19 protein-coding genes are annotated in these 24415 nt (G+C 40.3%); 13 read left to right on the top strand and 6 right to left on the bottom strand.

Annotated features, from left to right (window positions below):
- The first annotated feature begins 115 nt into the window (after positions 1-115).
- On the top strand, positions 116-943 hold the full coding sequence (map, locus tag FD725_RS24255) for a type I methionyl aminopeptidase (protein ID WP_179050515.1): 828 nt from the start codon (positions 116-118) through the stop codon (positions 941-943).
- Positions 944-1175: 232 nt separating this feature from the next.
- On the opposite strand, the gene FD725_RS24250 is transcribed toward map, so the two are convergent.
- From FD725_RS24250 to FD725_RS24235, 4 genes are all read right to left on the bottom strand, one after another.
- The gene (locus tag FD725_RS24250; RefSeq protein ID WP_179050514.1) at positions 1176-2114 is read right to left on the bottom strand and encodes a PEP-CTERM sorting domain-containing protein; all 939 of its coding nucleotides are present in this window, start codon (positions 2112-2114) and stop codon (positions 1176-1178) included.
- 124 nt (positions 2115-2238) lie between these two features.
- Entirely contained in the window at positions 2239-3564 is a 1326-nt protein-coding gene (locus tag FD725_RS24245; protein ID WP_179050513.1) for an AtzE family amidohydrolase, read from the bottom strand.
- Positions 3561-3749, bottom strand: a complete 189-nt coding sequence (locus FD725_RS24240) for a DUF4089 domain-containing protein (protein ID WP_179051671.1) — start codon at positions 3747-3749, stop codon at positions 3561-3563. Before FD725_RS24240 ends, FD725_RS24245 begins: the two co-directional genes overlap by 4 nt.
- A 34-nt stretch (positions 3750-3783) precedes the next feature.
- On the bottom strand, positions 3784-4125 hold the full coding sequence (locus FD725_RS24235; protein ID WP_179050512.1) for a DUF952 domain-containing protein: 342 nt from the start codon (positions 4123-4125) through the stop codon (positions 3784-3786).
- 293 nt (positions 4126-4418) lie between these two features.
- Here FD725_RS24235 and FD725_RS24230 point away from each other — a divergent pair, with 293 nt between their 5' ends.
- The 4 genes from FD725_RS24230 to FD725_RS24215 all read left to right on the top strand — a co-directional run bounded on the left by FD725_RS24230 (position 4419) and on the right by FD725_RS24215 (position 7919).
- Positions 4419-5372, top strand: a complete 954-nt coding sequence (locus FD725_RS24230) for a molybdate ABC transporter substrate-binding protein (protein WP_179050511.1) — start codon at positions 4419-4421, stop codon at positions 5370-5372.
- 72 nt (positions 5373-5444) lie between these two features.
- A complete protein-coding gene (locus tag FD725_RS24225) occupies positions 5445-6275 on the top strand; it encodes a PEP-CTERM sorting domain-containing protein (protein ID WP_179050510.1) in 831 nt (276 codons plus the stop codon).
- 37 nt (positions 6276-6312) lie between these two features.
- Positions 6313-6918, top strand: a complete 606-nt coding sequence (locus tag FD725_RS24220) for a PEP-CTERM sorting domain-containing protein (RefSeq protein ID WP_179050509.1) — start codon at positions 6313-6315, stop codon at positions 6916-6918.
- Between the two features lie 104 nt (positions 6919-7022).
- Positions 7023-7919 carry a DUF4437 domain-containing protein gene (locus FD725_RS24215; RefSeq protein ID WP_179050508.1) on the top strand — a complete coding sequence of 299 codons (897 nt, stop codon included), beginning with the start codon at positions 7023-7025 and terminating at the stop codon, positions 7917-7919.
- 26 nt (positions 7920-7945) lie between these two features.
- Here the strand turns inward: FD725_RS24215 and FD725_RS24210 are convergent, their stop codons facing one another.
- Positions 7946-9415, bottom strand: coding sequence for an amidohydrolase family protein (locus FD725_RS24210; protein WP_179050507.1), 1470 nt, complete (start codon positions 9413-9415; stop codon positions 7946-7948).
- Positions 9416-9486: 71 nt separating this feature from the next.
- On the opposite strand from FD725_RS24210, the gene FD725_RS24205 reads away from it, so the two are divergent.
- The 3 genes from FD725_RS24205 (at position 9487) to FD725_RS24195 (ending at position 12304) form a co-directional block, all read left to right on the top strand.
- Positions 9487-10281, top strand: coding sequence for an aspartyl/asparaginyl beta-hydroxylase domain-containing protein (locus FD725_RS24205; RefSeq protein WP_179050506.1), 795 nt, complete (start codon positions 9487-9489; stop codon positions 10279-10281).
- 87 nt (positions 10282-10368) lie between these two features.
- Positions 10369-11397, top strand: coding sequence for a zinc-binding dehydrogenase (locus FD725_RS24200; RefSeq protein ID WP_179051670.1), 1029 nt, complete (start codon positions 10369-10371; stop codon positions 11395-11397).
- 193 nt (positions 11398-11590) lie between these two features.
- Positions 11591-12304 (top strand): rubrerythrin family protein, encoded by a 714-nt coding sequence (locus FD725_RS24195; RefSeq protein ID WP_179050505.1) that lies wholly within the window; start codon positions 11591-11593, stop codon positions 12302-12304.
- A 96-nt stretch (positions 12305-12400) separates the two neighbouring features.
- On the opposite strand, the gene FD725_RS24190 is transcribed toward FD725_RS24195, so the two are convergent.
- Positions 12401-12775 (bottom strand): hypothetical protein, encoded by a 375-nt coding sequence (locus tag FD725_RS24190; protein ID WP_179050504.1) that lies wholly within the window; start codon positions 12773-12775, stop codon positions 12401-12403.
- A 148-nt stretch (positions 12776-12923) separates the two neighbouring features.
- On the opposite strand from FD725_RS24190, the gene FD725_RS24185 reads away from it, so the two are divergent.
- The 5 genes from FD725_RS24185 (at position 12924) to FD725_RS24165 (ending at position 24292) form a co-directional block, all read left to right on the top strand.
- Complete coding sequence (locus FD725_RS24185) at positions 12924-14492, top strand: iron uptake porin (protein WP_179050503.1); 1569 nt, start codon at positions 12924-12926, stop codon at positions 14490-14492.
- A 16-nt stretch (positions 14493-14508) separates the two neighbouring features.
- The gene (locus tag FD725_RS24180) at positions 14509-15702 is read left to right on the top strand and encodes an MFS transporter (RefSeq protein ID WP_179050502.1); all 1194 of its coding nucleotides are present in this window, start codon (positions 14509-14511) and stop codon (positions 15700-15702) included.
- Positions 15703-16018: 316 nt separating this feature from the next.
- Positions 16019-19075, top strand: coding sequence for a PAS domain S-box protein (locus tag FD725_RS24175; RefSeq protein ID WP_179050501.1), 3057 nt, complete (start codon positions 16019-16021; stop codon positions 19073-19075).
- Positions 19076-19271: 196 nt separating this feature from the next.
- Positions 19272-22667 (top strand): ATP-binding protein, encoded by a 3396-nt coding sequence (locus tag FD725_RS24170; protein WP_179050500.1) that lies wholly within the window; start codon positions 19272-19274, stop codon positions 22665-22667.
- Positions 22668-22669: 2 nt separating this feature from the next.
- Positions 22670-24292, top strand: a complete 1623-nt coding sequence (locus FD725_RS24165; protein WP_179050499.1) for a response regulator — start codon at positions 22670-22672, stop codon at positions 24290-24292.
- Positions 24293-24415 lie beyond the last annotated feature (123 nt).

Raw genomic sequence — 24415 nt, 5'->3', positions numbered from 1 at the left:
TCTCCCGCAGCGTGTGGCAAAAAATAAGCTAACGTAAGTATAGATATTCTTTCTCAATTAATTTAGAAAAAGACTGCAACTTTAGCGGCAAAGCGCAAGTAATTATTTATCTCCCATGAACATTTTCACCAACTTGCTTTCTCAAGCACCTAAGCCTACACCAGCCAATAAGCAACGCCGGGGCATTGAAATTAAATCGTCGCGTGAAATTGAGATCATGCGACAATCAGCAAAAATTGTGGCTACCGTACTTAAGGAAATTTCTGAGTTGGTAAAACCAGGAATGACAACAGCCGACTTGGATGCTTACGCAGAAAAACGTATCCGCGAAATGGGTGCGACACCAAGCTTTAAAGGTTATCACGGTTTTACTGGTTCTATCTGCTCTAGTATTAATAATGAAGTGGTACACGGCATTCCCAGCCCGAAGAAAGTGATTCGGACGGGAGATGTGTTAAAAGTAGATACAGGCGCTTATTATCAAGGCTTTCATGGGGATTCCTGTATTACGATCGCCGTTGGTGATGTGACCCCAGATGCTGCTAAACTGATTCGTGTGGCTGAAGAAGCACTGTATAAAGGAATTGAACAAGTTAAAGCAGGTGCGTACTTGCTTGATTTAGCTGGAGCGATTGAAGATCATGTCAAAGCCAATGGCTTTACTGTAGTTGAAGAATTTACCGGACATGGTGTCGGACGTAACCTCCATGAAGAACCTTCCGTATTTAACTTCCGTACACGGGAAATGCCTAATGTGAAATTACGTGCAGGAATGACGTTAGCAATTGAACCAATTTTAAACGCAGGTTCCAGACATACCAGAACCTTATCAGATCGTTGGACAGCCGTAACTGTCGATAATTCATTATCAGCCCAGTTTGAGCATACAGTATTGGTGACGGAAATAGGGTACGAAATTCTCACAGATCGCACAAAAGTTTAATTAAAGCAGACACTACGAAATTACTCGTGAATAAATGTTGGAACTTTGTTCACGAGTATTCTAGCTAGAAACTAGACAACAACAAGGTTTTGATGAGTTAGTGAAATCTGTAAGAGTGTCAATGCCATGATTAGGCTGGGAAAAAGAGAAGCGATCGCCAAAAGAACTACTGATTAAATCCTCTATACTATAAAGCAATACCATTCAGTTAAGCTTAAAGATTTTGGTAATACTAATTTTGCCGCCGTTGTCGTTTGAGGAAAAGACCAAATCCTAAAACTAAAGGTAAGCCAATAGTCGTAGAACTTTCTGTAACGCTGGCAGATTGTTGTGATTGAATTTGAGTCAACGCCACGGCGGTTATTTCTGAATTTTGAGTTGAACCTTTGCGGAATTGCAGATTAATGGCTGCAAATGTAACGGGATTTTCAATTTCTCCTTTAGCATTTAACCAATCTGAGGCTGAGAGTGAAAGTGGGATACTGTAACTAGTTTTGGGTGTAGCGGCTACCCAAGAATTATCTTGCCAAGAAGATAAAAGTGCGGTGTATGCACTAGAGCTAACCTGACTAATCTGTAAACGAAAATCTGTTGGTACTAGCTCTCTATAGGTAGGGACATTGACTTGAGTTGATGCAGGTGAATAGTTGTTTTGAGGGTCGAAACCAGGATCTATATAATATCTGTGATAGGTATTACTAGGATTGCGTTTATCACGAGGTCTTATCTCTAGTCTTAGTTCAGCATTTTCGTCAACTTGGATAACTGAACTACCTGTGCAGGGTGGTGTACCGACAATAGTTAAACTTTGACTATTATAACATACGGGGTCATTATTACTATATTGTAATCCAACATAATGCTTGTCTCGCTCAGGGTGAGCATTTAGCGGAAAAATTCCCCGCCAATAGAGAAAAACCTCTCCCAATTCTAAGTTCACAGGTTGAAGAGGATAAGAAGCTACACCCCAAGGGAGAGTTCCGTAAATTTTACTAGACTCGATTTTTGTTCCATTCAATAACCAGCCGCTACTGCTATCAAAATCTGTTTGAAAAATTACGGTTTCCTCTTGAGAGTAGTGAAAATCACCAGCTAATGCTTTAGTTGGTAACGAGAGCAGACCGAGTAAGCCTAAAAATAGATTAAAACTAATATTCTTGAAAGTCAGCATTCCTGTCACCAAATTCTTGTAATTCTCACGGTTCGCCCATCTTTGAATGAGTTAGTAAAAATGAGCAACCACAAGTATACTGAGTGACTATCAAAAGTAAGTACGTATATATTCGGTATTATGCTTACTGAAGCGTATTAGATTCTAACTCAGATGCAACCCGGAAAATTAATGCTTCGTTGTTTGGTGCGGCAATTAATTGCACACCTAAAGGTAAAGCATTCGGGCGCTGAATTGGTACTGATAACACAGGTAAACCAATAAAAGATAACGGTTGAGTAAACAATCCCAAATGAGGACGAACCAGAATTTCTTCCCCATCTAAAATCATGGTTTGTTGTCCTATTAATGGTGCAGCAATGGGGGTTGTAGGTGCAAGAATTACATCGACATTTTGCAACACTTCCCGGAGGCGATCGCTATACCACTGACGAAAACGTTGTGCTTGGATATACCAACTGCTAGGAATTAATGCCCCTGCCAAAAAGCGATCGCGGGTTGCTGGATCAAAATCTTCAGGACGCGATCGCAACTTATCTAGATGGAGATTTGCCCCCTCACAGGCTGTGATAATAAACGCGGCAGCTCTGGCACGATGGGATTCTGGGAGAGTCACATACTGAGTCACATTCAAGGCATCGGCTACCTGTTGTACGGCTACTAATGCTTCTGGTTCTGCTGCTTTTGTGAAATAATCATCAGCGATCGCTATTCTGATTCCCGATATATCTGGTGGAGATGTTGATGTATTTGCTGGAGATGTTGTATACAATGTCTCTAAAATTGTTTTTACATCAGCAACTGTACGGGCAAATAATCCCACATGATCTAAACTACTAGAAAATAATGCCATCCCGGCACGAGACAAACGCCCGTAAGTTGGTTTCAAACCATACACACCACACAACGCCGCCGGTACACGAACAGAACCATTAGTATCGGAACCCAAGGTAAACGGTACTAATCCCGCCGCTACCGCCGCCGCCGAACCACCGGAAGAACCCCCAGCCACTCGTTGCCAATCATGGGGGTTGCGAGTCACACCATAATGAGAGTTTTCTGTAACGAACCCATAGGCGTATTCATCCATATTCAAAGCGCCTACAAGTATTGCCCCTGCTTGTTTTAACTTGGTTATTACCAGCGCGTCTTGGCTAGCGGGTGGGTTTTCGGCATTGATTTTTGCCCCAGCGAGAGTGGTTAAACCAGCGATATCAAATAAGTTTTTCACAGCAAAAGGCACACCAGCCAGTACGCCAGGATCATTACCTTGGGCAATTTGTTGATCAATGCGTGCTGCATCTGCCAAAGCTGTTGTTGCTGTGATAGCTGTAAAACAGTTCAACTCATGATCTTGTGCTGCTATTCTGGCTAAAGCGGCTTTGGTAACTTCCACCGCACTCACTTCACCTGTGCGTACAGCTTTGGCGATAGAGACAGCATCATTCATGGTGTAAATACTGGTGCAGGTTCAATATCTTCCGGTATGGGGAATGAGTTAACCAATTGAGCGATCGCTTTAATTCTCTCAAAATTTGCCACCACTCCATCCTGATATTCATCTGGTATCGGCAAATCTAACAACAACGACATTTGCTCAACATAAACACCTACATCCCATTCTTGACTCGCCATCATTCATCCTCTGTGCGTTTATGGTTAGCTATTCTCAAATTACAACCTCTGGTGGCAACTCAAACAAACCATCTTCCCCAGGCTCAAAATCAATCACCTGATAGACTGCATCAAGATTTAACTCCCCATAAATATGAGGAAATAACTCACCATCAGCCTCTTCATAGCGAATTTCTGGTTTAACTTGATCAGATGCCATAAATAATAATACTAATTCTGTTTGATGTGCAAAAAATCTATTAGCAACTTTAATAATTTGTGTAGGTTTAGAAGTGTGAATAAATCCCTCACTATCTAATGAGTCAGCATGGTAAACACCAAGATTTTTTGCTTGTTCCCATTGTTGGCGTTTAGTAATGTGAAAAATAGTATTCATCAGTGATTCTTAATAGGTTGAGCTAATTAAATATAACGTGAGCTAGACGGTTTTTATGTATATAAATATACTCATTATCTCATGGCTATCAATCTGAGTTTAGTTAATTGTAAAAATTTCCTGACGTAAACAAATTGATTTATACCAACAAAGCTGGTAAAGTACTTTCATCTGTTTAATTGCTATCAATCCTGTAAATTCAATGCTTTTCATTTCAACAGAAACACTATTTAAGATTGATTTAGCAAAAATCCCCATAGGTAGTATTAACAGCTAATCATTACATACCAACCATGAAAAAGCAGTTTTTTGCCTTTTCATTGATAGCTTGTGCTGTCAGTGTAACATTACCAATACCAGTATTTGCCGTTACCTTGTACGGTGCTGGTAGTTTGCGGAATAGCCTTACAGAATTGACACAAACTTTTACAGCAGACTATGGCATTACTGTAGATACATACTTTGGCCCTTCAGGTTTAACAAGACAAAAAATAGAGCAAGAATTATCCACAATAGGTAAATCAGCCGATGTCTTTGCTAGTGCTGATTTGGGAAACCCACAAAAACTCTTTCAATCAGGCTTGAGTAACTCTGTGCAAAACTTTACTAGTAACCGTATGGTTGCTGTTGTCAAACCAGGGTTAGCAGGGGTGACATCAGATAATTTATTGGACTTGTTGATCAATACTAATATTAAAATTGGCACTTCCACACCGGGCGCTGATCCTTCTGGGGACTACGCATGGCAGATATTCGATAAAGCCGATGCGATTAAACCAGGTAGTTCTCAAATTCTCAAAACTAAAGCTTTGCAATTAGTTGGTGGAAATCCATCTGCACCAACAGTTCCCATCGGAGAAAATAATTTAGTCTACTTCCTCAAAACAAATCCAACAGCAGACATTTTTTTAGCATATTACACAAGTGGTAAGTCTGCTCAAGAACTGACAGAAGGTAATGATTTGCAAATAGTAGAGTTACCTAATTATTTAGCGACAAAAGCTGATTATGGTTTGACTGTCATCAAAAATGCTAACCCCGATGGTGAAAAACTAGCTACATATATTCTTTCACCAAAAGGACAAGCAATTCTAGCAAAGTATGGATTTAGTAGTCCTTCTACTTCTATTCCAGAACATCAAGGTGTATGCGGTACTGTACTTGCTTTAAGTGTCGCTTTTGCTATGCACAAAAAGTTAGCAGTGACTAGGGAACAAATAATAAAGATAGGCATGGTTAAACCATAGCTTCTACATCATTTGTAGAAAATCCCTCAATAAATATCTGTCTGTACTAATTAATCTCACTAAAAGGTCAACATGAATCACATTATCTTCCAAAAAGTCCTGCCAATAATGAATAAAGTAGGTATTTCCGTAATAGCAAGCATTGCATCTAGTCTTTTACTGACTCATTCTACTTATGCTGCCACATTAGGTCAAAATTTGATTGTCAATGGTGATGCAGAACAAGGATTAGGAGATCCCATCGGTGATGCTGTTGGGACTAATATTCCGTTAATTCCTGGTTGGAATACCACTGGTGATTTCAGTGTTTTAAAATATGGGGCAACGGGGTTTAATTTTACCAATGCCTTGGGTAATTTAGTCAGCGTTACTCTACCAGCTATTGATGTTACCGGGCCAACTAATAGAGGGCAAAATCTCTTTTTTGGTGGTGCTGGGAGACGTTCATCTAGTGCTTTCCAATCCATTGATGTCAATAGTCTAGCTTCAGTTATTGATACAAGTAGAGCAGTCTTTGATTTGAGTGGTTGGTTGGGTGGATATGCTACTGATTTAGATATTGCATCAATCGAGATTACATTTCTTGATCAAACAGGTAAACCTATAGATATAGATTTACCTAAACCTAGTATTTCTGCACCAACACCAACACAAAGAAACGAAATTACAGGTTTATTTTTCCAATCAACTAACGGTTATATACCTGTGGGTACACGTAAAATTGATGTAGTTTTAAATGCGGCTTATTCTAGAGGTCGAGTTAATGATGCTTATGCAGATAATCTCTCATTAGTAATTACTCAAGTCCCAGAAAATAATGTTCCTAGTTTGATGTTTATTGGTGTATTTTGTTTTGCTGTATGGAAATTGCCGAAAAAACATCGGGTGAGTCAGCAAGCATAAATTTTCTACAGTTCGTGTTTGAATAATCATAAGTTTGATGTTAAAAGCAAAGTTTGTTCAAAAGCCATTAATGATTGTTTTAGGGTTAGTGTTAGCTGCTTTTTCTACTGCTAAACCTTCCCAAGCAGCCGTTTTTGCTTATCAAGGAAATACAACCAATCAGCCAATTTGGCGGCGTACTGCACCGGGTAATCCTCCCACTCTCATCAGTGGTGAAAGAGATGGGACACTAGGAATGAGTGTACCTTACAGTGTGTTTGAGTTCACAGTTTACCAATCGGGTTTATATACATTTGCCAGTGCTGTACCTGGAGCAACATCACCGACAAATGGAGATTGGGATAATTTTTTAGTTTTATATCAGGATAGTTTTCATCCCACTAAACAATTAACCAATGTTCTCATAGCTAGTACTACTCCTAACGATGGCACTCTTGCATTTAGCCGACAATTAACTGCTCAACAAAAATATTTTTTAGTAACAACAGGCCGTCGAGTAGCTGACTTTGGAGTTTTTACAAATACAATTAGTGGTTCTGGTCAAATTGTTCCGGTTCCTGAGTCGAATTCCATACCTGCGATGTTCGTGGCTATTGGTGTAGCGTTATTCATTCGACAATACAATTATAGAACTCCTATTTGATTTTCAAAAAACTGAGTACAAATCGAATAAACTTCTTGCCAGAGTGACTATTGCTTCTTCTCTATCCCCTGCTATGATGATTGAAAACCATGAGTATAAAATACATGGAAAATCAACATAGTTTTGTGAATCCAACAGATAGTGAAGACTATTTAAATAGCTCTGGTATTAAAGAAGATTGGGGTGGAGATGGTAGAGGACGGATGAATTTATCAGGCAGGCGTACCGCAGTCTCTCCAGAATACATTCCTCACCAATATCACTTTTTTGACTCAAATAACGTAGCACTAGAGCATAATTGGCGCATCAAAGGAATGCCAGAGGATGTAGTATTTGGTAGTCGGAGATTGCTAACTTGGCATGATTGTGGTGCATCTACTTCAAGAGTAGTTTTACCAGCACAATTTAAAGCTCCATCTGGCATACTTACAGTTGATTTAGAGCTATTTGTACTTAGGGGAACAGTACAAATTGGTGAATGGAAATTGCATAAACATTGTTATTCTTTTATTCCCGCAGGTGTGAAAGTAGGTGAGTGGCAAGTATTAGGTGGTGAGGATGTAGAAATTCTGTGGATGGAGAATGGAATTGCTCATTATCAAAATCTCTCAGCTAATCATCCTGATGCTAAGTTGCATGAATATATCCCTGTTTTAGATAGTAAATTATTACCTTGGGGTAAGACAGATACAGTGCAATTTGAAGTAGCTAAAAAGAAGTATTTACGTAGGGATGCTAACGGCGGTGGGGTCTGGTTATTGGCTATCTTGCCACATTATGATGGTCACTATCCAGCTATTCAATGTTACAACGAAGAGGGATATTGTCTAGCGGGATATTGTGATATTGGAGATTGTCATCTAGTGAAAGATTATTTTGCTTATGTTCCTAGCTTTGCTACTTCTCCTTGGCATAGAACAGATGATGGGGGCTTATTTTTTATCAGGATTGATCGAGATTTATCAAAAGTGGGTACAGTTATTTCCTATGCACATGATTAATCAATCAAAATTGTCAGCCGATAAATTTAACATCTTTTTAAAAATTTTCCAGTGGGTGAACCTAAAACTTCACCATTATTGTATATAAGATTTCCCCGTAAAAAAGTACTTTTAACTCGTCCCGTTAACTCCATGCCGGCAAATGGTGTATATCCTTGCTGAGATTCCGACTCTTCCGCATTAATCACAAAGGTTTCCTGGGGATCTAATAGTACTAAATCAGCATCATAACCAACTGCAATATCACCTTTAGAACTTAAACCAAACCGTTGAGCAGGATGCCAACTTAATAACTTAGCCATATGATTGTAAGACATCCCACGCTTACTACCTTCGCTAAATATTCCCGATAATAAATATTCTGTCCCACCAAAACCTGATTTTGCTAACCAGATATTATGGGGATCTTGTAAACTAACTTTTTGTTCAGCTGAACAACAAGCATGATCACTGACAATCCAATCAACTTGATGATTCAGTACAGCTTGCCATAGATACTCTACATCTGCACGGGGACGAATGGGTGGGTTAACTTTTGCCCATTTACCTGTGGGTGCATCCACATCTAATAATAAATGTCCGACAGTGACTTCTCGACGGAAATTAATGTGAGGAAATGCTGTTTGCATCATTAAAGCTGCTTCTAAAGCTTTACGCGAACTCAGATGCAACAAATTAATATTCAGACAATTGGTTTCGTGTGCTAGGTAGGAAGCAATGCAAATAGCTAAACCTTCAGAATGGGGGGGACGTGCTGCACTGTAAGCCTGTAAACCTGTGAGGCTAGAGTCTTGCTGGACGATTTTGGTGTAAGCGTTGAGGATTTCTGCTACTTCACAATGCAGACTGAGACTGAGGCGATCGCCCACTTCGGGGTACAATTCTCGTAGCTTGCTTAAACCCCGCATGATGAATTCAAAGTGAGCAAAATCATACCTTTCTTCTTTGTTAATCATCAAGAATAGGTTTTGTTGATCAGAAAGACCATGCAAACCATAGCCACCATAGAACATAAAGATTTTAAATGAATTAATGCCATATTCTTCGTATAGCATCTGCATTTCCTCAATATGCGTGGCGCTAATTGGGGCAACATGATAACTATAATCTACGAAAAAGTTGCCTTGCGATCGCGCCAATACTTCGGGAAAAAAATCTCTGTAAGCACCGCCTTTATTGAGATAATACTGTCCAGTCCGGATGTAATTCAGACTAGTTGTCACTCCCCCCATTGCGGCTGCTTTGCTTTCAGTCACCGCATCTTGTTCTAGGGGTTGATAAATACCGATGTGCATATGCGCGTCAACGACACCGGGAAAGCCTAAGAGGTTTTTGCCATCAAATACATTTTTGCTACTCTCTGGGCTAATATAAGGAGCAATCTCCACATATTTCCCATCCTTAATTCCCACATCCAGTAGTTCCACAGCATGATGATGGGGACGCACTACCCGCACATTTTTGATCACTTGATCTAACACAGGAACTTCAGACATGATAGACCTCGCACTAAAATAAATACATTATCCCCAGATGTAACATTCAATCATACTCAGGAAAAAAGATTATGGAAAGTTTTAATGAGTATCATCTTAACCCAGAACAATTTCCTTTTCTCAAACATTTTCAAGATGCTTGGCAAATAATTCGAGATGAGTTTACTTACTTTATGGATTTTGCTACTGATGCAGAATTAAAATTTGCTTATGATGTCTTGGGGCCTAAAAACAAAACGATAAAAACTAAAGGCAATGGCAAATATAGTGCTTTTGGTGTTTTATTTCAAGGCTTATTTATAGAACAATATATTCAATTTCATCAAATCAAATATCCTGATTATGACTCAGATGAAGCATCAACCCAAGCTCTATTAATTAGAGAGAAATATTTTCCTAACTTAGTTCAGACAATTGCCAAAGTCAACTTGATCGATGATGGTGTGATCAGAAATGTTTATTTTGGTACATTCCATCCTGGTTTAGATATTAAGCTCCACGTTAACTATAATCCACATATGAATCGGGGCTATTTAGGTTTGATTGTGCCAGAGGGTGATGTGGCGATGAAAATATGTCATGAGCAGCTTTATTGGCATGAAGGACAATTTATGGTGTTAGATCATAGTTATCCACATTGTCCACATAATTACACTGAATATAAAAGAATAGTTTTAGTGGTAGATTTTTTCAAAACTGATCAACCAAGAGCAGAAGTTCTCCGCTTTGAACAAGAGCAAGTGACACAACGAATGCAAGAAAATCCTTATAGTTTGGGTGTTTTTGGTAAAAGTGATCAAGCGCAAGTCGAAGATTTTATTAAGTATGGTTTAGCTCATCAGTTAGAGTGGTATAAGGCTTTGTAGTGGCTAAGAGAAATTCTGTTGCTTGGTGGTAAAAGATCGTTTATTTAACCACAGAGACACAGAGACACAAAGTTAAGATTTGAGAAGATAAATGTGGAAACCTATAGAAAGTTAATCGCAAAGCAACTGCATCAAGATTTTAAATCTGCTGTGGAAATTGTGGAAATTCCCATACCTCAACCTGCGGCGGCGGAAGTTTTAATTCAAAATAAGTTTGCGGGAATTAATGGTGGTTTTGACACTTTACTTTGTCGGGGTGAGGTTCCCTATGTGAATTTAACTCCTCCGATTGATTTGGGTGTGGAAGCGGTGGGGGAGGTGGTAGCTGTTGGCGAAAATGTGACAAATTTGCAAGTTGGTGATGCTGTGGTAACTACTCATCGTGGTGGTGGTTATCGTGAATATCAAGTGATCAATGCTACTCTGGCTGTGAAAGTGCGAGCAGCGACACCAGAGATATTAACGCTCATCCCTACTGGTGTATCAGCTTTAGTAGCATTGGCAAAAGCCGGGGAGATGAAAAGCGATGAGGTAGTTTTAGTCACGGCTGCGGCTGGTGGTACTGGACATATTGCTGTGCAATTAGCAAAACTAGCTGGTAATCATGTGATTGGGACTTGTAGTTCTGAGGCAAAGGTGGAGTTATTGAAAAAATTAGGATGCGATCGCATAATCAACTATCGCACAGAAAACCTAGCCCAAGTCCTCAAGCAAGAGTATCCCCAGGGAATTAATTTGATTTTTGAGTGTGTGGGTAAACAGGTTTTTGATACCTGCGTAGATAACTTAGCAATTCGTGGACGTTTAGTCACGATTGGGCATATTTCAGAATACGGGAAAAGTGTAGAATCGGTAATCCAACCGCGAATCTATCACCAACTGATGTGGAAAGCAGCTTCAGTCAGGGGTTTTCTCATGCCCCATTATCAAGAATACATCCCAGAAGCACGCGATCGCCTCCTCAATCTGTTCTATGATGACAAACTCAAAGTTAGTGTAGATCAAACCCAATTCAATGGTTTAGAATCCATACCTACAGCTGTAGAATATCTACTGAGTGGTCAAAACTGCGGTAAGGTTGTTGTGAGATTTAATCCAACAAATACTCATACCTAAAAACTTACTAGCAAAGTTTGAGTGCTAAGGGAAAATTAATAATTTAACCTGATAATTGTCCTGTCGCCACTAGCAAAACGGGTATATAAATATGGGCTAAAAGTTTGTATACAAAATTTTTAGTGCTGAGTCATAAAAAGAGTACTCACAGCCTTTCATCCGATCAATTATTAGTTCACAGGCAGAAAAAATTATGGATTTGTCAAACTTTACGACTCTGCAAAACTTAGAAGCTGCTTTTGGTGGCGAATCAATGGCAAATCGTAAGTATTTGTTTTTTGCGGAAGTTGCCAAAAAACTTGGATTTACGGATTTAGCAAAACTGTTTCGGGAAACAGCAGAACAAGAAACAGAACACGCTTTCGCTCATTTTGAATTGTTGCACCCAGAATTAGTTGTCGAAGATCCAGCCGCTTTAACCGATGCCGAAAAGCGGGAAATTGTCTCTCGTTGTTTGTCTTTAGCTATTGCAGGTGAGACGTACGAATACACTACAATGTATCCTGAATTTGCTGCCGCCGCACAAAGCGATCGCGACAATCCAGCTGCTGAAGAATTTCTCAAACAAGCTCAAGAATCGAGCGAACACGCTAGCACATTCCGCCAAGCCGCACACCGTTTTGGCTTGCTAAAATTCATCGAAAATTACCACGCTGATCGCTACACTGAAGCTTTAGAAGTATTAAACGGTGGACAACCTGCAACCAGAGTTGTTAGTGAAGATCCCGACACTTGCAAATGGATTTGTCGGCAATGTAGTATGATTTATGATCCGGTAGCTGGTGATCCTGATTCTGGTATTGCACCAGGAACACCATTTGCACAAATTCCTGATGATTGGCAATGCCCCATTTGCGGTGCGACTAAAAAGACTTTTAAACCGCTTGAAGAAAAAATCGCTGCTTAATATTCATGTGAGTCTTTTGACCTCTCCCCCAGCCCCTCTCCGACACGGAGAGGGGAGAAAAGTTTATGTTCATGCTGCCATATCGCACTTACAGCATTAAGCACTTAAAGACTCAGGCTCTGTATCAGCTATTTCCAAAACACGATGTAACCAATATTGTGTTTGCTCAAGCGCCGACTGCCTTTGTTGGGCATCAAACCAAATTTTCTCCCAATGAAATAGCCAACGAGTCAAAAGACGACCCAAATCAACTAATTCTGCGGCTCGGTCAATGTCGTCCGACTTTACCATGTCGGGGACAGTCCACTCAAGAAAGTATCGGCTTTCCTTAATCAGATCGAGTATCGATTCCTGGGATGATGCTCCAGTCCACAAAGACTGAATATGAGACAGGTGTCTAGCTAAATGATGTAAACGAGTGGGAACATCATCTTGCATAAAAATTTGTTGCTCTGGTGTCACTTCGATCATACATTTCGCTGTGGTTATTCATGGAAATTGATCACCATGTTGTATGTTAAGTACTTAACAACAACAGGATATTTTGCACAAGAATAGACAAGACTGACACCAGCTAATAGCTGTAAACTTGCATGGGCAGTATTCTAATCACAAGGAAATGAGAGCTATTTATCTAATTTTTCTGAAATGGTTGTGGTGTTTGTGTCTCATTTCCCATCATACTCATGCACTAGCTCAATCATATGACAGTGTAGATCCACTGTTGGAAACTGGGCAAGTAACCTCAGTTAGTCAATTGCAAGATGTACAACCGCAAGATTGGGCTTTTGCGGCTCTCCAGTCTTTAGTAGAACGTTATGGTGTAATTGCTGGGTATCCCGATGGCACTTTCCGAGGGAACCGTGCTATGAGTCGCTACGAATTTGCGGCTGGTGTGAATGCAGTTTTGGCAAGAATAGATGAACTAATTCGCACAGGAAAAGAAGATTTAATCACATCCGCAGACTTATTAACTTTACAGCGACTTCAAGAAGCATTCGCCGCCGAGTTAACCACATTGCAAAGGCAGGTAGATACTCTCGAAGCATATAACGCAGAACTAGAAGCAAACCAGTTTTCCACAACTACAAAATTACAAGGTCAAGTTATCTTTGCACTCAACGCTGGAGCATTTACTAGTGATAGAATTATTGCGCCTAGAGGGACAGTAATTTCGGAACGTAATCCCAATGCAACCTTTATTTATCGAGCCAGCTTAGATTTGAATACCAGCTTTTATGGTACAGACTTGCTAAAAGTCAGATTGGTAACTGGTAGCGATGGTACAAATGATAACGCTGGTGGTTTTTTAGAGCCGAATTTAGGTAGTACTTTAGATTTTTCCATTCCAGGGCGAAATGATCAATTAAGTGTGGCACGTTTATATTACACCTTTGCACCAGTTCCCGATTGGAAAATCACCGTAGGGCCAGCAATTGTCGCTCCAGATTTTATCGATAAAAATCGTTATGCTAATATCAGCTTTTTAGATTTTTCTACCCAATCTTTAGTAAATAACTACATCTTAATCCCCAGACCAGGTGGTGCGGGTGCTGTAGTTGAATGGCAACCCAAAACAAGTCCATTTAGATTCAGAGGACTATACGTTTCTGGGGATGCCACTGACTCATTACCGGAAAATCAACGATTAATTGGTGGTGGCGGCGTTGAGGATATTCGCCTATTTCCCATAGCTGGTGGAGGTGCAAACGGAGGTTTTTTTGGTGATCCATATCAAGGATTTGTCGAATTTGAATATGCTCCTAGTAGAGCTTTTTCTGTGCGGTTACAATACAGTGCGGGTGAGTTGTTTGGTAGTAGTTTTCAAGGAGTAGGAGTTAATTTTGACCTAGCTGTAAATAATCGTGTGGGCATATTTGGACGTTATGGTTATGCCAGTTATCCCAAGACAACTTTAGGTGATATTCATCCTAATTATTGGATGGCTGGGGTGTCATTTCGAGATTTATTTATTAATAGTACTATTGCGGGAATTGCGGTTGGTCAACCTTTCATTGAAAGTTCTATCGGGGATGCCACACAAATGAATATTGAAGCTTTTTATAACTTTCCAATTAATGATAATATCCGCATTACACCCTTAATCCAGGTAATAGCTAATCCGAGTAATCAAGAAACTAATGGCACAATTGTCACTGGTACTTTACGCACAGTGTTTTCTTTTTAGCTAATAGGTGAAAATCATGAGTCGAATAGAAGAACCAGAACAGTTTGAGCGACATAAACCCGTTTTTCAAGAGGTGAATTTTCAAATTATTTGTGCAGTTACATTGATGGCTGTCCTTGGAGTTTCTAGTATCACTCCAGCATTTCCCCAATTAGCTAAATCCTTAGAAATAGAACCTAAAAATCTGGGATTATTGATTACTGTATTCACACTTCCCTCAGTAATTTTAGGCCCTGTGATTGGTGTCTTGGCTGATAGATTGGGACGTAAAAAAATCATTGTTCCTTCACTACTATTATTTGGCATTGCCGGAACTGCTTGTGCTTTTGTGCGAAATTTTGAGCTATTACTATGGTTGCGGTTACTGCAAGGAATTGGCGCAGCTTCTTTGTTGTCTTTGAGTATTACCTTAATTGGTGATATATACACAGCCAATAGACGTACTGAAGCAATGGGTTACAACGCCAGTATCAGCAGTATTGGTACAGCCAGTTACCCCACAATTGGTGGGGCATTAGCAACATTAGGGTGGTATTATCCCTTTATGTTGCCAGCGATCGCCATCCCCATCGGCTTACTTGTATTATTTGTATTAGATAATCCCGAACCAAAAGGCGATCGCAATCTCCGAAAGTATTTAAGCAACGCTGGCAAAGTTCTCAAAAATCGTCGTTTATTTGGTCTTTTTATTGCTAGTGCGGCTAACTTTGTCTTACTCTACGGCGCTTATATCACTTACTTACCACAGCTAATTAGTGATGTATTTAAACAGCCACCAGCCACAATTGGCATCTTACTCTCTAGTGTTTCTGTCGCCATTACTATTACATCTTCCCAGTTAGGGAGATTAGCTAGAAAATATCAACCAACAACTTTAATTCGCACATCTTTTATTTTGTATGCGCTAGCTTTGTTGATTGTTCCCTTCATGCCAAGTATTTGGTTTTTGTTAATTCCCACCACAATTTTCGGTATCGGTTTAGGTATGGGTTTTCCTAGCATCCAAACCCTTTTAGCAGATTTAGCCCCGAAAGAATATTTAGCAACTATCCTATCAGTTAATGGTACATTCTTTGGGTTAGGACAAACTCTAGGGCCATTACTGATGGGGATAGCCTTTGGTTTTGGGGGAATTAATAGTGTATTTTACGCAGGTGTAGGCTTTGCAATCATGATGTTTTTCGTCTTCAGATATTGCACTTGTATGTGATTAATCGTAGTCAGAAATAGAGAACTACAAATTATCTTAGCTCGAAATCCTTGTAGAGACGTTGCACTGCAACGTCTCTACATAATTTATGTGTATCATGATTAACGTGAAATGGTATTACGCATACAAAATTCAGTATACCTTTATTCTTTCTTCCCAGTCCCCAGTCCCCAGTCCCCAATTCCTTACCTCTACAAGTGATTCAGAAATCAAATCGGATTACTATATTAATCTTTGCCATCTTTGCCATGACACATTATTCTGGTAACGAGTCACCATAGGACTGCTATTACGAATTACCAATTGGGATTAAATCATGGCTAATCTACCTCCAGCCAACATCTTACTAGTAGATGATTCCCCCGCTAACTTGACGGCGCTGATAGCTACCTTAGAACCGTTGGGACAGAATTTAGTTACAGCTTTGTCGGGAGAAGAAGCACTAAAACATCTGCTGCAACAAGAGTTTGCTGTGGTGTTGTTAGATGTCCAAATGCCAAAAATGAATGGATTGGAAGTAGCGCAGCTAATTCGTTCGCGTCAGGTGAATGAACATATTCCCATTATTTTTCTCACAGCTATTGATCGAGATTTTGCTTATATCCGTCAAGGTTATGCTGTTGGTGCGGTAGATTATTTGCTCAAACCAATTGTGCCAGAGATTATCTTGTCGAAAGTGTCGGTATTTGTGGAACTATTTCAGAAAACCGCCATGATTAAACAACAAGCTGAACAATTAGCAGCCACAAATATTAACTTACAAACAGAAATCAAAGAAAGACAATTGGCTTTGCAGACATTGCAACAAGCACAAATCAAATTGCAAAAAAGTGAAGCAGCCTTAGCAGCAGCTCAACGTATTGCTCATGTTGGTAGCTGGGAATTAGATATTGTTACTAAAAGATTTACTTGGTCTGAGGAATTATTGCAGATATTTGGTTTAGATATTGATGAATTAGCCCCAACATACACAGAATTTTTTAACTATATTCACCCAGATGATTGTATAGCATTACAAACACAATTTACACAAGCGATCGCTCAACACACTCCTTTTCAGGCAGAATATCGCATTGTCTTACCAGATAACTCAGTCCGTTATTTAGAGTTTAGAGCAGAGATAGCTGATAAAACTGAAGATCAAGTGTCTCTAAATCAGCCAGGACAGGAAAATAACTGCAAATTTGGCGCACCACAACGGATTTGGGGTATTGTTATTGATATTACTAAGCAAAAGCTGATAGAACAATCACTACGACGATATGAGCGCATGGTTAGTACAACTAAAGACGGGATGGTACTGATTGATCGCCATTACATTTATCAGGTTGTTAACCAAGCTTATTTAGATTGGCGACAAAAATCCCGTGAGGAAATTATCGGTCATTCTGTAAGTGAAATTCTTGGACAAGAGGTATTTGAGGAAGTAGTCAAACATAGATTTATAGAATGTCTAGGTGGACAGACAATTAAGTATGAAAGATGGTGGGAAGATCCAGGACAAGAACCTAAATTTTTGAGTTTTACTTACTCGCCCTACATTGAATTTGACCAAACTATTTCTGGTGTAGTGGTGAGTGTGCGAGACATGACTGAATTTAAACGCACAGAGGAAGCCTTGCACAAAAGTGAAGTGCAGTTTCAAGTATTTATGAATAATAGTCCAGTGCTAGCTTGGATTACTGATAGTCAGGGGAAGGTAATTTTCCTCAGTCAAAAATACTTGCAGACATTTAAATTATTCGTCGCACCGGCAATCGGGCGATCGCTTTTTGAAATCTACCCAGCACATATTGCTCAACAGTTTCTGGATAATATCCAAAAAGTTGCCCGGACTAATCAGGTGATAGAAACGATTGAGTTTGCTCCACGATTAGATGATACTTTGGGAGAGTTTTTAGTTTACAAGTTTCCCATCCCCAGCACATCACCACAAAAATTAATCGGGGGAGTGGCAATTGACATTACAGAACGCAAAATCCTCGAACGAGAACTGGCGCAAAAACAACAATTATTAGACGCTTTTATTAGTAGCGCCCCTGTGGGAATCACAGTCCTTGATCAAGAACTGCGTTTTTCTTTGATTAACGAAGCGTTCGCAGATATTAATGGTGTTCCCGCAGATGAGCATATTGGTAAAACCATTAGAGAGATCGTACCCGATTTAGCATCACAACAAGAACAGGTGCTGCATCATGTATTAACTACAGGCGAAGCAATACTTGATTTTGAGATAACAGGCGAAACTCTCAAACTTCCTGGTGTGATGCGGACTTGGCTAGCTTCTTACTTTCCCATTTGCTCAGAAACTACTCAACCGAGTGGTGTTGGGATTGTTATCGTAGAAATTACGGAACGCCAACGGGCGGAGCAAATGTTAGAACTGCAAGCAGTCATCACTCGCAACATGGCAGAAGGAGTGTGTTTAGTACGTGCTGCTGATAGCATCATTGTCTATACGAATCCCAAATTTGATCAGATGTTTGGCTATGATACTGGTGAGTTAATTGGTCAGAATGTATCTATTGTCAACTATGTCGATGAAACAACTAAGACTGAAGCAGTAGCCCAGGCAATTATTTCTGTGGTTTTAGAGAATGATGCAGTGACTTATGAAGTCCATAATATTAAGAAAGATGGTACGGCCTTTTGGTGTCGTGCCAACACATCGGTTTTTCTGCATCCTGAATATGGCACAGTCCTAGTCGCTGTGCAACAAGATATCACCGAACAAAAGCAAGCACAGGAAAAAATCGCTGCATCTCTCAAAGAAAAAGAAGTATTACTCCAAGAAATTCACCATCGTGTCAAAAACAATTTAGGCATCGTCAGCAGTTTATTACAAATGCAGTGCCGACGCACCCAAGACCCTCAATCAACGGCAATTTTACAAGATAGCCAAAATCGGATTGCTTCCATCGCTTTAGTGCATGAAAAGTTATATCGTTCTCAAGATTTAGCAAAAATAAATTTTGCTCAATACATTCCTGATTTAACTACACATTTATTTGATTCCTATAATGTCAGTTCACAGCAAATAAAACTACATCTGCAAGTGGAAAATGTCAACTTAGATATTGAAACAGCCATTCCTCTTGGCTTGATTATTAATGAGCTAGTATCTAATGCTTTAAAATACGCTTTTCCTGAAAAACAGCAAGGGGAAATCATGGTGAAATTATATCAAAAAAATGAGCAAAATTTAACACTAATTGTTAAAGATAACGGAGTTGGTTTACCGCCAGATTTTGAGATGAAAAAAACAAAAACTTTAGGGATAAGTCTTGTTCAAGGTTTAGTTAAACAACTTAGGGGAAGTCTGAAGATTAATTCGCACAAGGGAACGGAGTTTGAGATGAATTTAACAAAATAGGTTAGGACTTACGCAGTGTCATTAAATTTCTGGCTTTTTTGTCAATAGTCAATAGTCAATAGTCCAAAAAAACTTGATTTTGACTATTGACTATGGACTATTGACCACTCTCAGAAGGGTTTATTGGTTGGGTGCGTAAGTCCTATAGGTAATGGGTAATGGGTAAATTCCCAACTCTCAGATAAGGGGTGGTTAAGTGCAACAGTTAACAAGTTCAGATATCCGAGAAAGTTTATTTGCTGGTAATGGGGAGATGGCAGCTTTGATGCGATCGCATGATTGGTCACAAACGCCATTAGGTGATGTTGAACAATGGCCACAAAGCTTACGTACTACAGTCAGCATCTTGTTAAACTCTCGCTACCCTATGTTTACATTTTGGGGTGATCATCTGGTGAAGCTTTATAACGATGCTTATCGCCCCGTCTTAGGATTGACAAAACATCCACAAGCCTTGGGTTGTCCTGCACCAGAAATATGGCCTGATATTTGGGATGCCATCGGCCCTTTGGTGGAACAGGTAATTACTACAGGTGAGGCGACTTGGTTTGATAACTTTCAGCTGTTCATGCAGCGTAGCGGTTATTTAGAAGAAACTTACTTTACTTTCTCTTATAGTCCGATTCGGGATGAGACAGGCGGGATTGGTGGCTTGTTTTGTGCTTGTACAGAAACCACAAAACAAGTTTTGAGCGATCGCCGACTCCGCACTTTGCGTGATTTAGCAGCCCAGGCGGGTAAAGCCAAAACTCCCACAGATGCTTGTGAGATTGCGATGACAACTCTGGCAAACAATGCAGCTGATATTCCTTTTGCCTTACTTTATTTGCTCGATGGTACAGGGAAACAAGCTGAATTGGCAGGAAGAACAGGTTTAATAGCCAATACATCCGCCAGTCCCCAATTAGTTAATCTGACAGACTTGACAGGATTCCCAGTTTGGCCATTAGCTAAGGTGGCACATACAGCCCAATTAGCAAAAGTTACAGATGTGATTGAGCAATTTGGCACACTCCCAGCCGGACTTTGGCAAGAATCGCCCCACACCGCCTTAGTTTTACCTGTGGCATCTCCTGGACAGGAACGTCCCGCCGGAATCATGGTGGTAGGTATTAGCTCTCGTCGGGCTTTGGATGATGATTACCAAGGGTTTTTGGAATTGGTAGCGGGACAGGTGGCATCAGCGATCGCTGATGCCCGCGTCTACGAAGCCGAACGCCAACGAGCAGAAGCTTTGGCAGAAATTGATCGTGCGAAAACTGTGTTTTTTAGCAATGTTTCCCATGAGTTTCGCACACCCCTAACACTGATACTAGCTCCTTTAGAAGATGCTTTAAGTGATGCGGAAATTCCCCTACCACCCAGACAACGCGATCGCCTAGAAATTGTCCAGCGTCACAGCTTAAGACTACTGAAATTAGTCAACACTCTCCTGGATTTTTCCCGTATTGAAGTTGGTAGAATTCAAGCAGTTTATGAGCCGACTGATTTAGCTACATTCACAGCCGATCTGGCTAGCACTTTTCGCTCATTGATAGAACGTGCTGGCATATCTCTAGTAGTGGAGTGTTCCCCTTTGTCCACAGCAGTTTATGTTGATCGGGAAATGTGGGAAAAGATTGTCTTTAATCTGTTATCGAATGCCTTTAAGTTTACCTTCACAGGTACAATTACCGTTCACTTGCAAGATTTTACTGACCATGTGGAGTTAATCATTGCAGATACGGGTATTGGCATTCCCGTCGATGAAATCCCCCAATTATTTGCCCGCTTCCATCGTGTTAGAGGTGCAAAAGGACGCAGCTTTGAAGGCTCAGGTATTGGCTTATCTCTGGTGCAAGAATTAGTCAAACTACATGGCGGTAGTATTAGCGTCACCAGCGCCTTAGGACAAGGTAGTTGCTTGACAGTTTCCATCCCCACAGGCTTTGTTCATCTACCAAGCGATCGCCTCACCACCTCACGCACACTAGCATCAACAGCAATGGGGGCTACAGCTTATTTGGAGGAAGCTTGGGGATGGTTACCGATAGTAGAAGAACAGGAGGACAAGGAGATAACTCTTTCACCCCCTCCTCCCCCCCTCCCATCTCCTGCCAAAATCCTCTTGGTAGATGACAACGCCGATATGCGGGAGTATGTCAAGCGGCTACTCAAGCAACGCTATGAAGTTACAGCCGTGGAAGATGGACTAGCAGCGCTGGTGGCTATTCGTCAAAGTTTGCCTGATTTAGTGTTAACGGATGTGATGATGCCCAGGTTAGATGGGTTTGGACTGTTACAAGCATTACGGCAAGATCAAACAACTAGGGAGTTACCGATTATTCTCCTGTCAGCCCGTGCTGGTGAAGAGGCGCGAATTGAAGGATTAGAAGCTGGCGCTGATGATTATTTAACTAAGCCTTTCTCTACTCGTGAATTGTTAGCACGGGTGGAGGCTAGCTTAAAAATGGCACAAATTCGCCAAGAAGCAGCCCAGCAGGAACAAGCGCTACGTTTAATTGCCGAACAAGCCCAACAGGAAGCCGAAGCCACAGCTCAACGACTCTCGCACATTTTAGAAAGTATGAGTGATGCTTTTTTGGCATTAGATCAAGACTGGCGAATTATCTACCAAAATGCTGCCGCCGAACAGGTAAATAATGGCATACCGCGCACTCAAGTGTTAGGAAAAACCCATTGGGAAGCATGGCCAGCTTCCGTTGGTAGTCAGTTGGAATACCAATACAGATATGCCATGACTCAGCAGATACCTGTCCACTTTGAGTATCATTACTATGATCCGCCTGAATATGATGTGTGGGTAGAAATTCATGCTTATCCTTCCACAGAAGGACTGGGAATTTTCTATCGTGATATTGGCGATCGCAAACGAGCTGAAGCCGAACTCAAACAATCCAAAGAACAACTAGAAATTCGCGTCGCTGAACGTACAGCCGAACTCAATCAACTCAACCTTGATATTGAAGCCTCACTCCAAGAAAAAGAGGTATTACTTAAAGAAATCCACCATCGTGTCAAAAATAATTTAAGTATCGTCAGTAGCTTATTACAAATGCAGTGCCGACGCACCCAAGACACAGCAGCAACTGCCATCCTCCAAGATAGTCAAAATCGCATTGCCTCAATTGCCCTAGTACATGAAAAATTATACCGTTCTAAAGATTTAGCAAACATCAATATTTCTCAATACATTCCCGACTTAACCACACATTTATTTGATTCGTATAATGTCAATTCTCAGCAAATAAAACTACGACTCGAAATAGAAGATGCTAGTTTAGATATTGAAAATGCAGTTTCTTTTGGCTTAATTATTAATGAATTAGTTTCCAATGCTTTAAAATATGCCTTCCCTAGCCACATTACAGGAGAAATATTGGTGAAACTATACCAAGAAACTGAGCAAAATTTAATACTGATTGTGCAAGATAATGGGGTGGGATTGCCGCTAGAATTCAATGGCAAGAAGGCAAAAACACTAGGAATAACTCTTGTGCAAGGGTTAGTCAAACAGTTGGGAGGAAATATTGAGATTAGCTCTCAGCCAGGCACAAAATTTAAAATAACTTTTATCAAAGGCAGGACTTGAATATGACAACCATGACATCAGAAAAAGCTATAAATAAAAGTATTCAAGTCCTGATTGTAGAAGATGAATATATTCTAGCGCTCAATTTACAAGAAAGTTTAGAATCTTTGGGTTACACAGTACTTGATACCGCAGATTCGGGAGAAATAGCAATTACAAAAGCGATGGAGTTACGCCCAGATTTGATTCTCATGGATATCCGATTGCGGGGTGAAATAGACGGAATTCAAGCAGCAGAACAAATCTGGAATTGTTTACAAATTCCGGTAATTTACCTCACAGGACACTCTGACAAAAGTACTGTAGAACGGGCAACAATGACATTTCCTTTTGGTTACATCCTCAAACCAGTCAGGGAACAAGAACTCTATGTGGCAATTCAAACTGCACTCAATCGCTACGAAAGAGAACAATTTTTAAGTTCTGTCTTACGCGGTATGGGGGATGGGGTAATTGTGGTGGATACGCAATTGCGCGTTAAGTATATGAATCAAATAGCGGAAACTCTCACAGGCTGGCAATTTGACACGGCTAAAGGCAGAATGTTAAGTGATATCTTCCAAATTGTCGATGAGCAAAATCGGCAACCTGTAACCAACCCAATTGTGTTAGCTTTACAACAAGAAGCTACCATTTATTTGAGCGATCGCACCTTACTCATCACCAAAGATCAGACAACAGTCCCCATCGCTGACAGTGCCACACCCATCAAAGATAATCAAGGTGTAATTACTGGCTCAGTGATGGTGTTTCGAGATGACACTCAGCGCCGATTAATTGAAGAACGCAACTTGGCACAAGAACGCTCTCAACAATTAGAAATCCGCATGGCAGAGGTGCAAAAACTTAACCAATTCAAAGAAGAATTTTTAGCAGCTACTTCCCATGAAATGCGGACACCTTTAGCAAATATTAAAATGGCTATTTCCTTGCTAGAGAATATATTAGATGAACAGGGTGTTTTATCATCGTCATCCAATTATATAGAACGCTGTTTGTATATTCTCCGGCATGAGTGCGATCGCGAATTAGATTTAGTTGATGATTTGCTAGAAATGCGATTACTAGAAACAAATCTTTATCAGCATGAATTAACTTCTATCTATCTCCAATACTGGCTACCCCATTGTGTTGAAGGTTTTCAAACAATAGCTCAATCTCAACAAAAAACTCTGACAGTGCAAATTTCTCAAGATTTACCACCCCTGGTTACAGACTTAGCTGTTTTGACTCGCATTGTCTCTGAATTAGTTAACAATGCTTGTAAATATACCCCTAGTGGAGAAAGTATTATAGTCACGGCTCAACTCACTGCTCCTACAGATAGTGCGATGCAAATTATTATTAGCAACTCAGGTATAGAAATTCCTCCAGCAGAACAATCTCGCATCTTCGAGCCGTTTTACCGAATTATTCCAGGTCGAGAAGAAGGGCAATTTAACATTTTTGACTACTTTAACCAAATTCCCTCCCCAACATTAAATACGCACACGGGTACAGGCTTGGGATTAGCATTAGTCAAAAAATTAGTCAAATTTCTTTGCGGTTCCATTACAGTAACAAATAGTCAAGGTTGGACAACTTTCCTAGTACAATTACCGTTAACTTTGTCCATTGACTCTTAATCAAAGACAAAATTATCTGGTGCGACTGAAAAATATTGCCGCCAGGACAATGAAACCCAAAAGTACCAAAGGAACCCAGAGATTAGGTAAATCCGATAAACTCATCACATAGCTGTTTTCAGG

Source organism: Nostoc sp. TCL26-01, assembly GCF_013393945.1.
Taxonomy (GTDB): Bacteria; Cyanobacteriota; Cyanobacteriia; order Cyanobacteriales; family Nostocaceae; genus Trichormus.
This window is presented reverse-complemented; position numbering and strand designations above follow the sequence as displayed.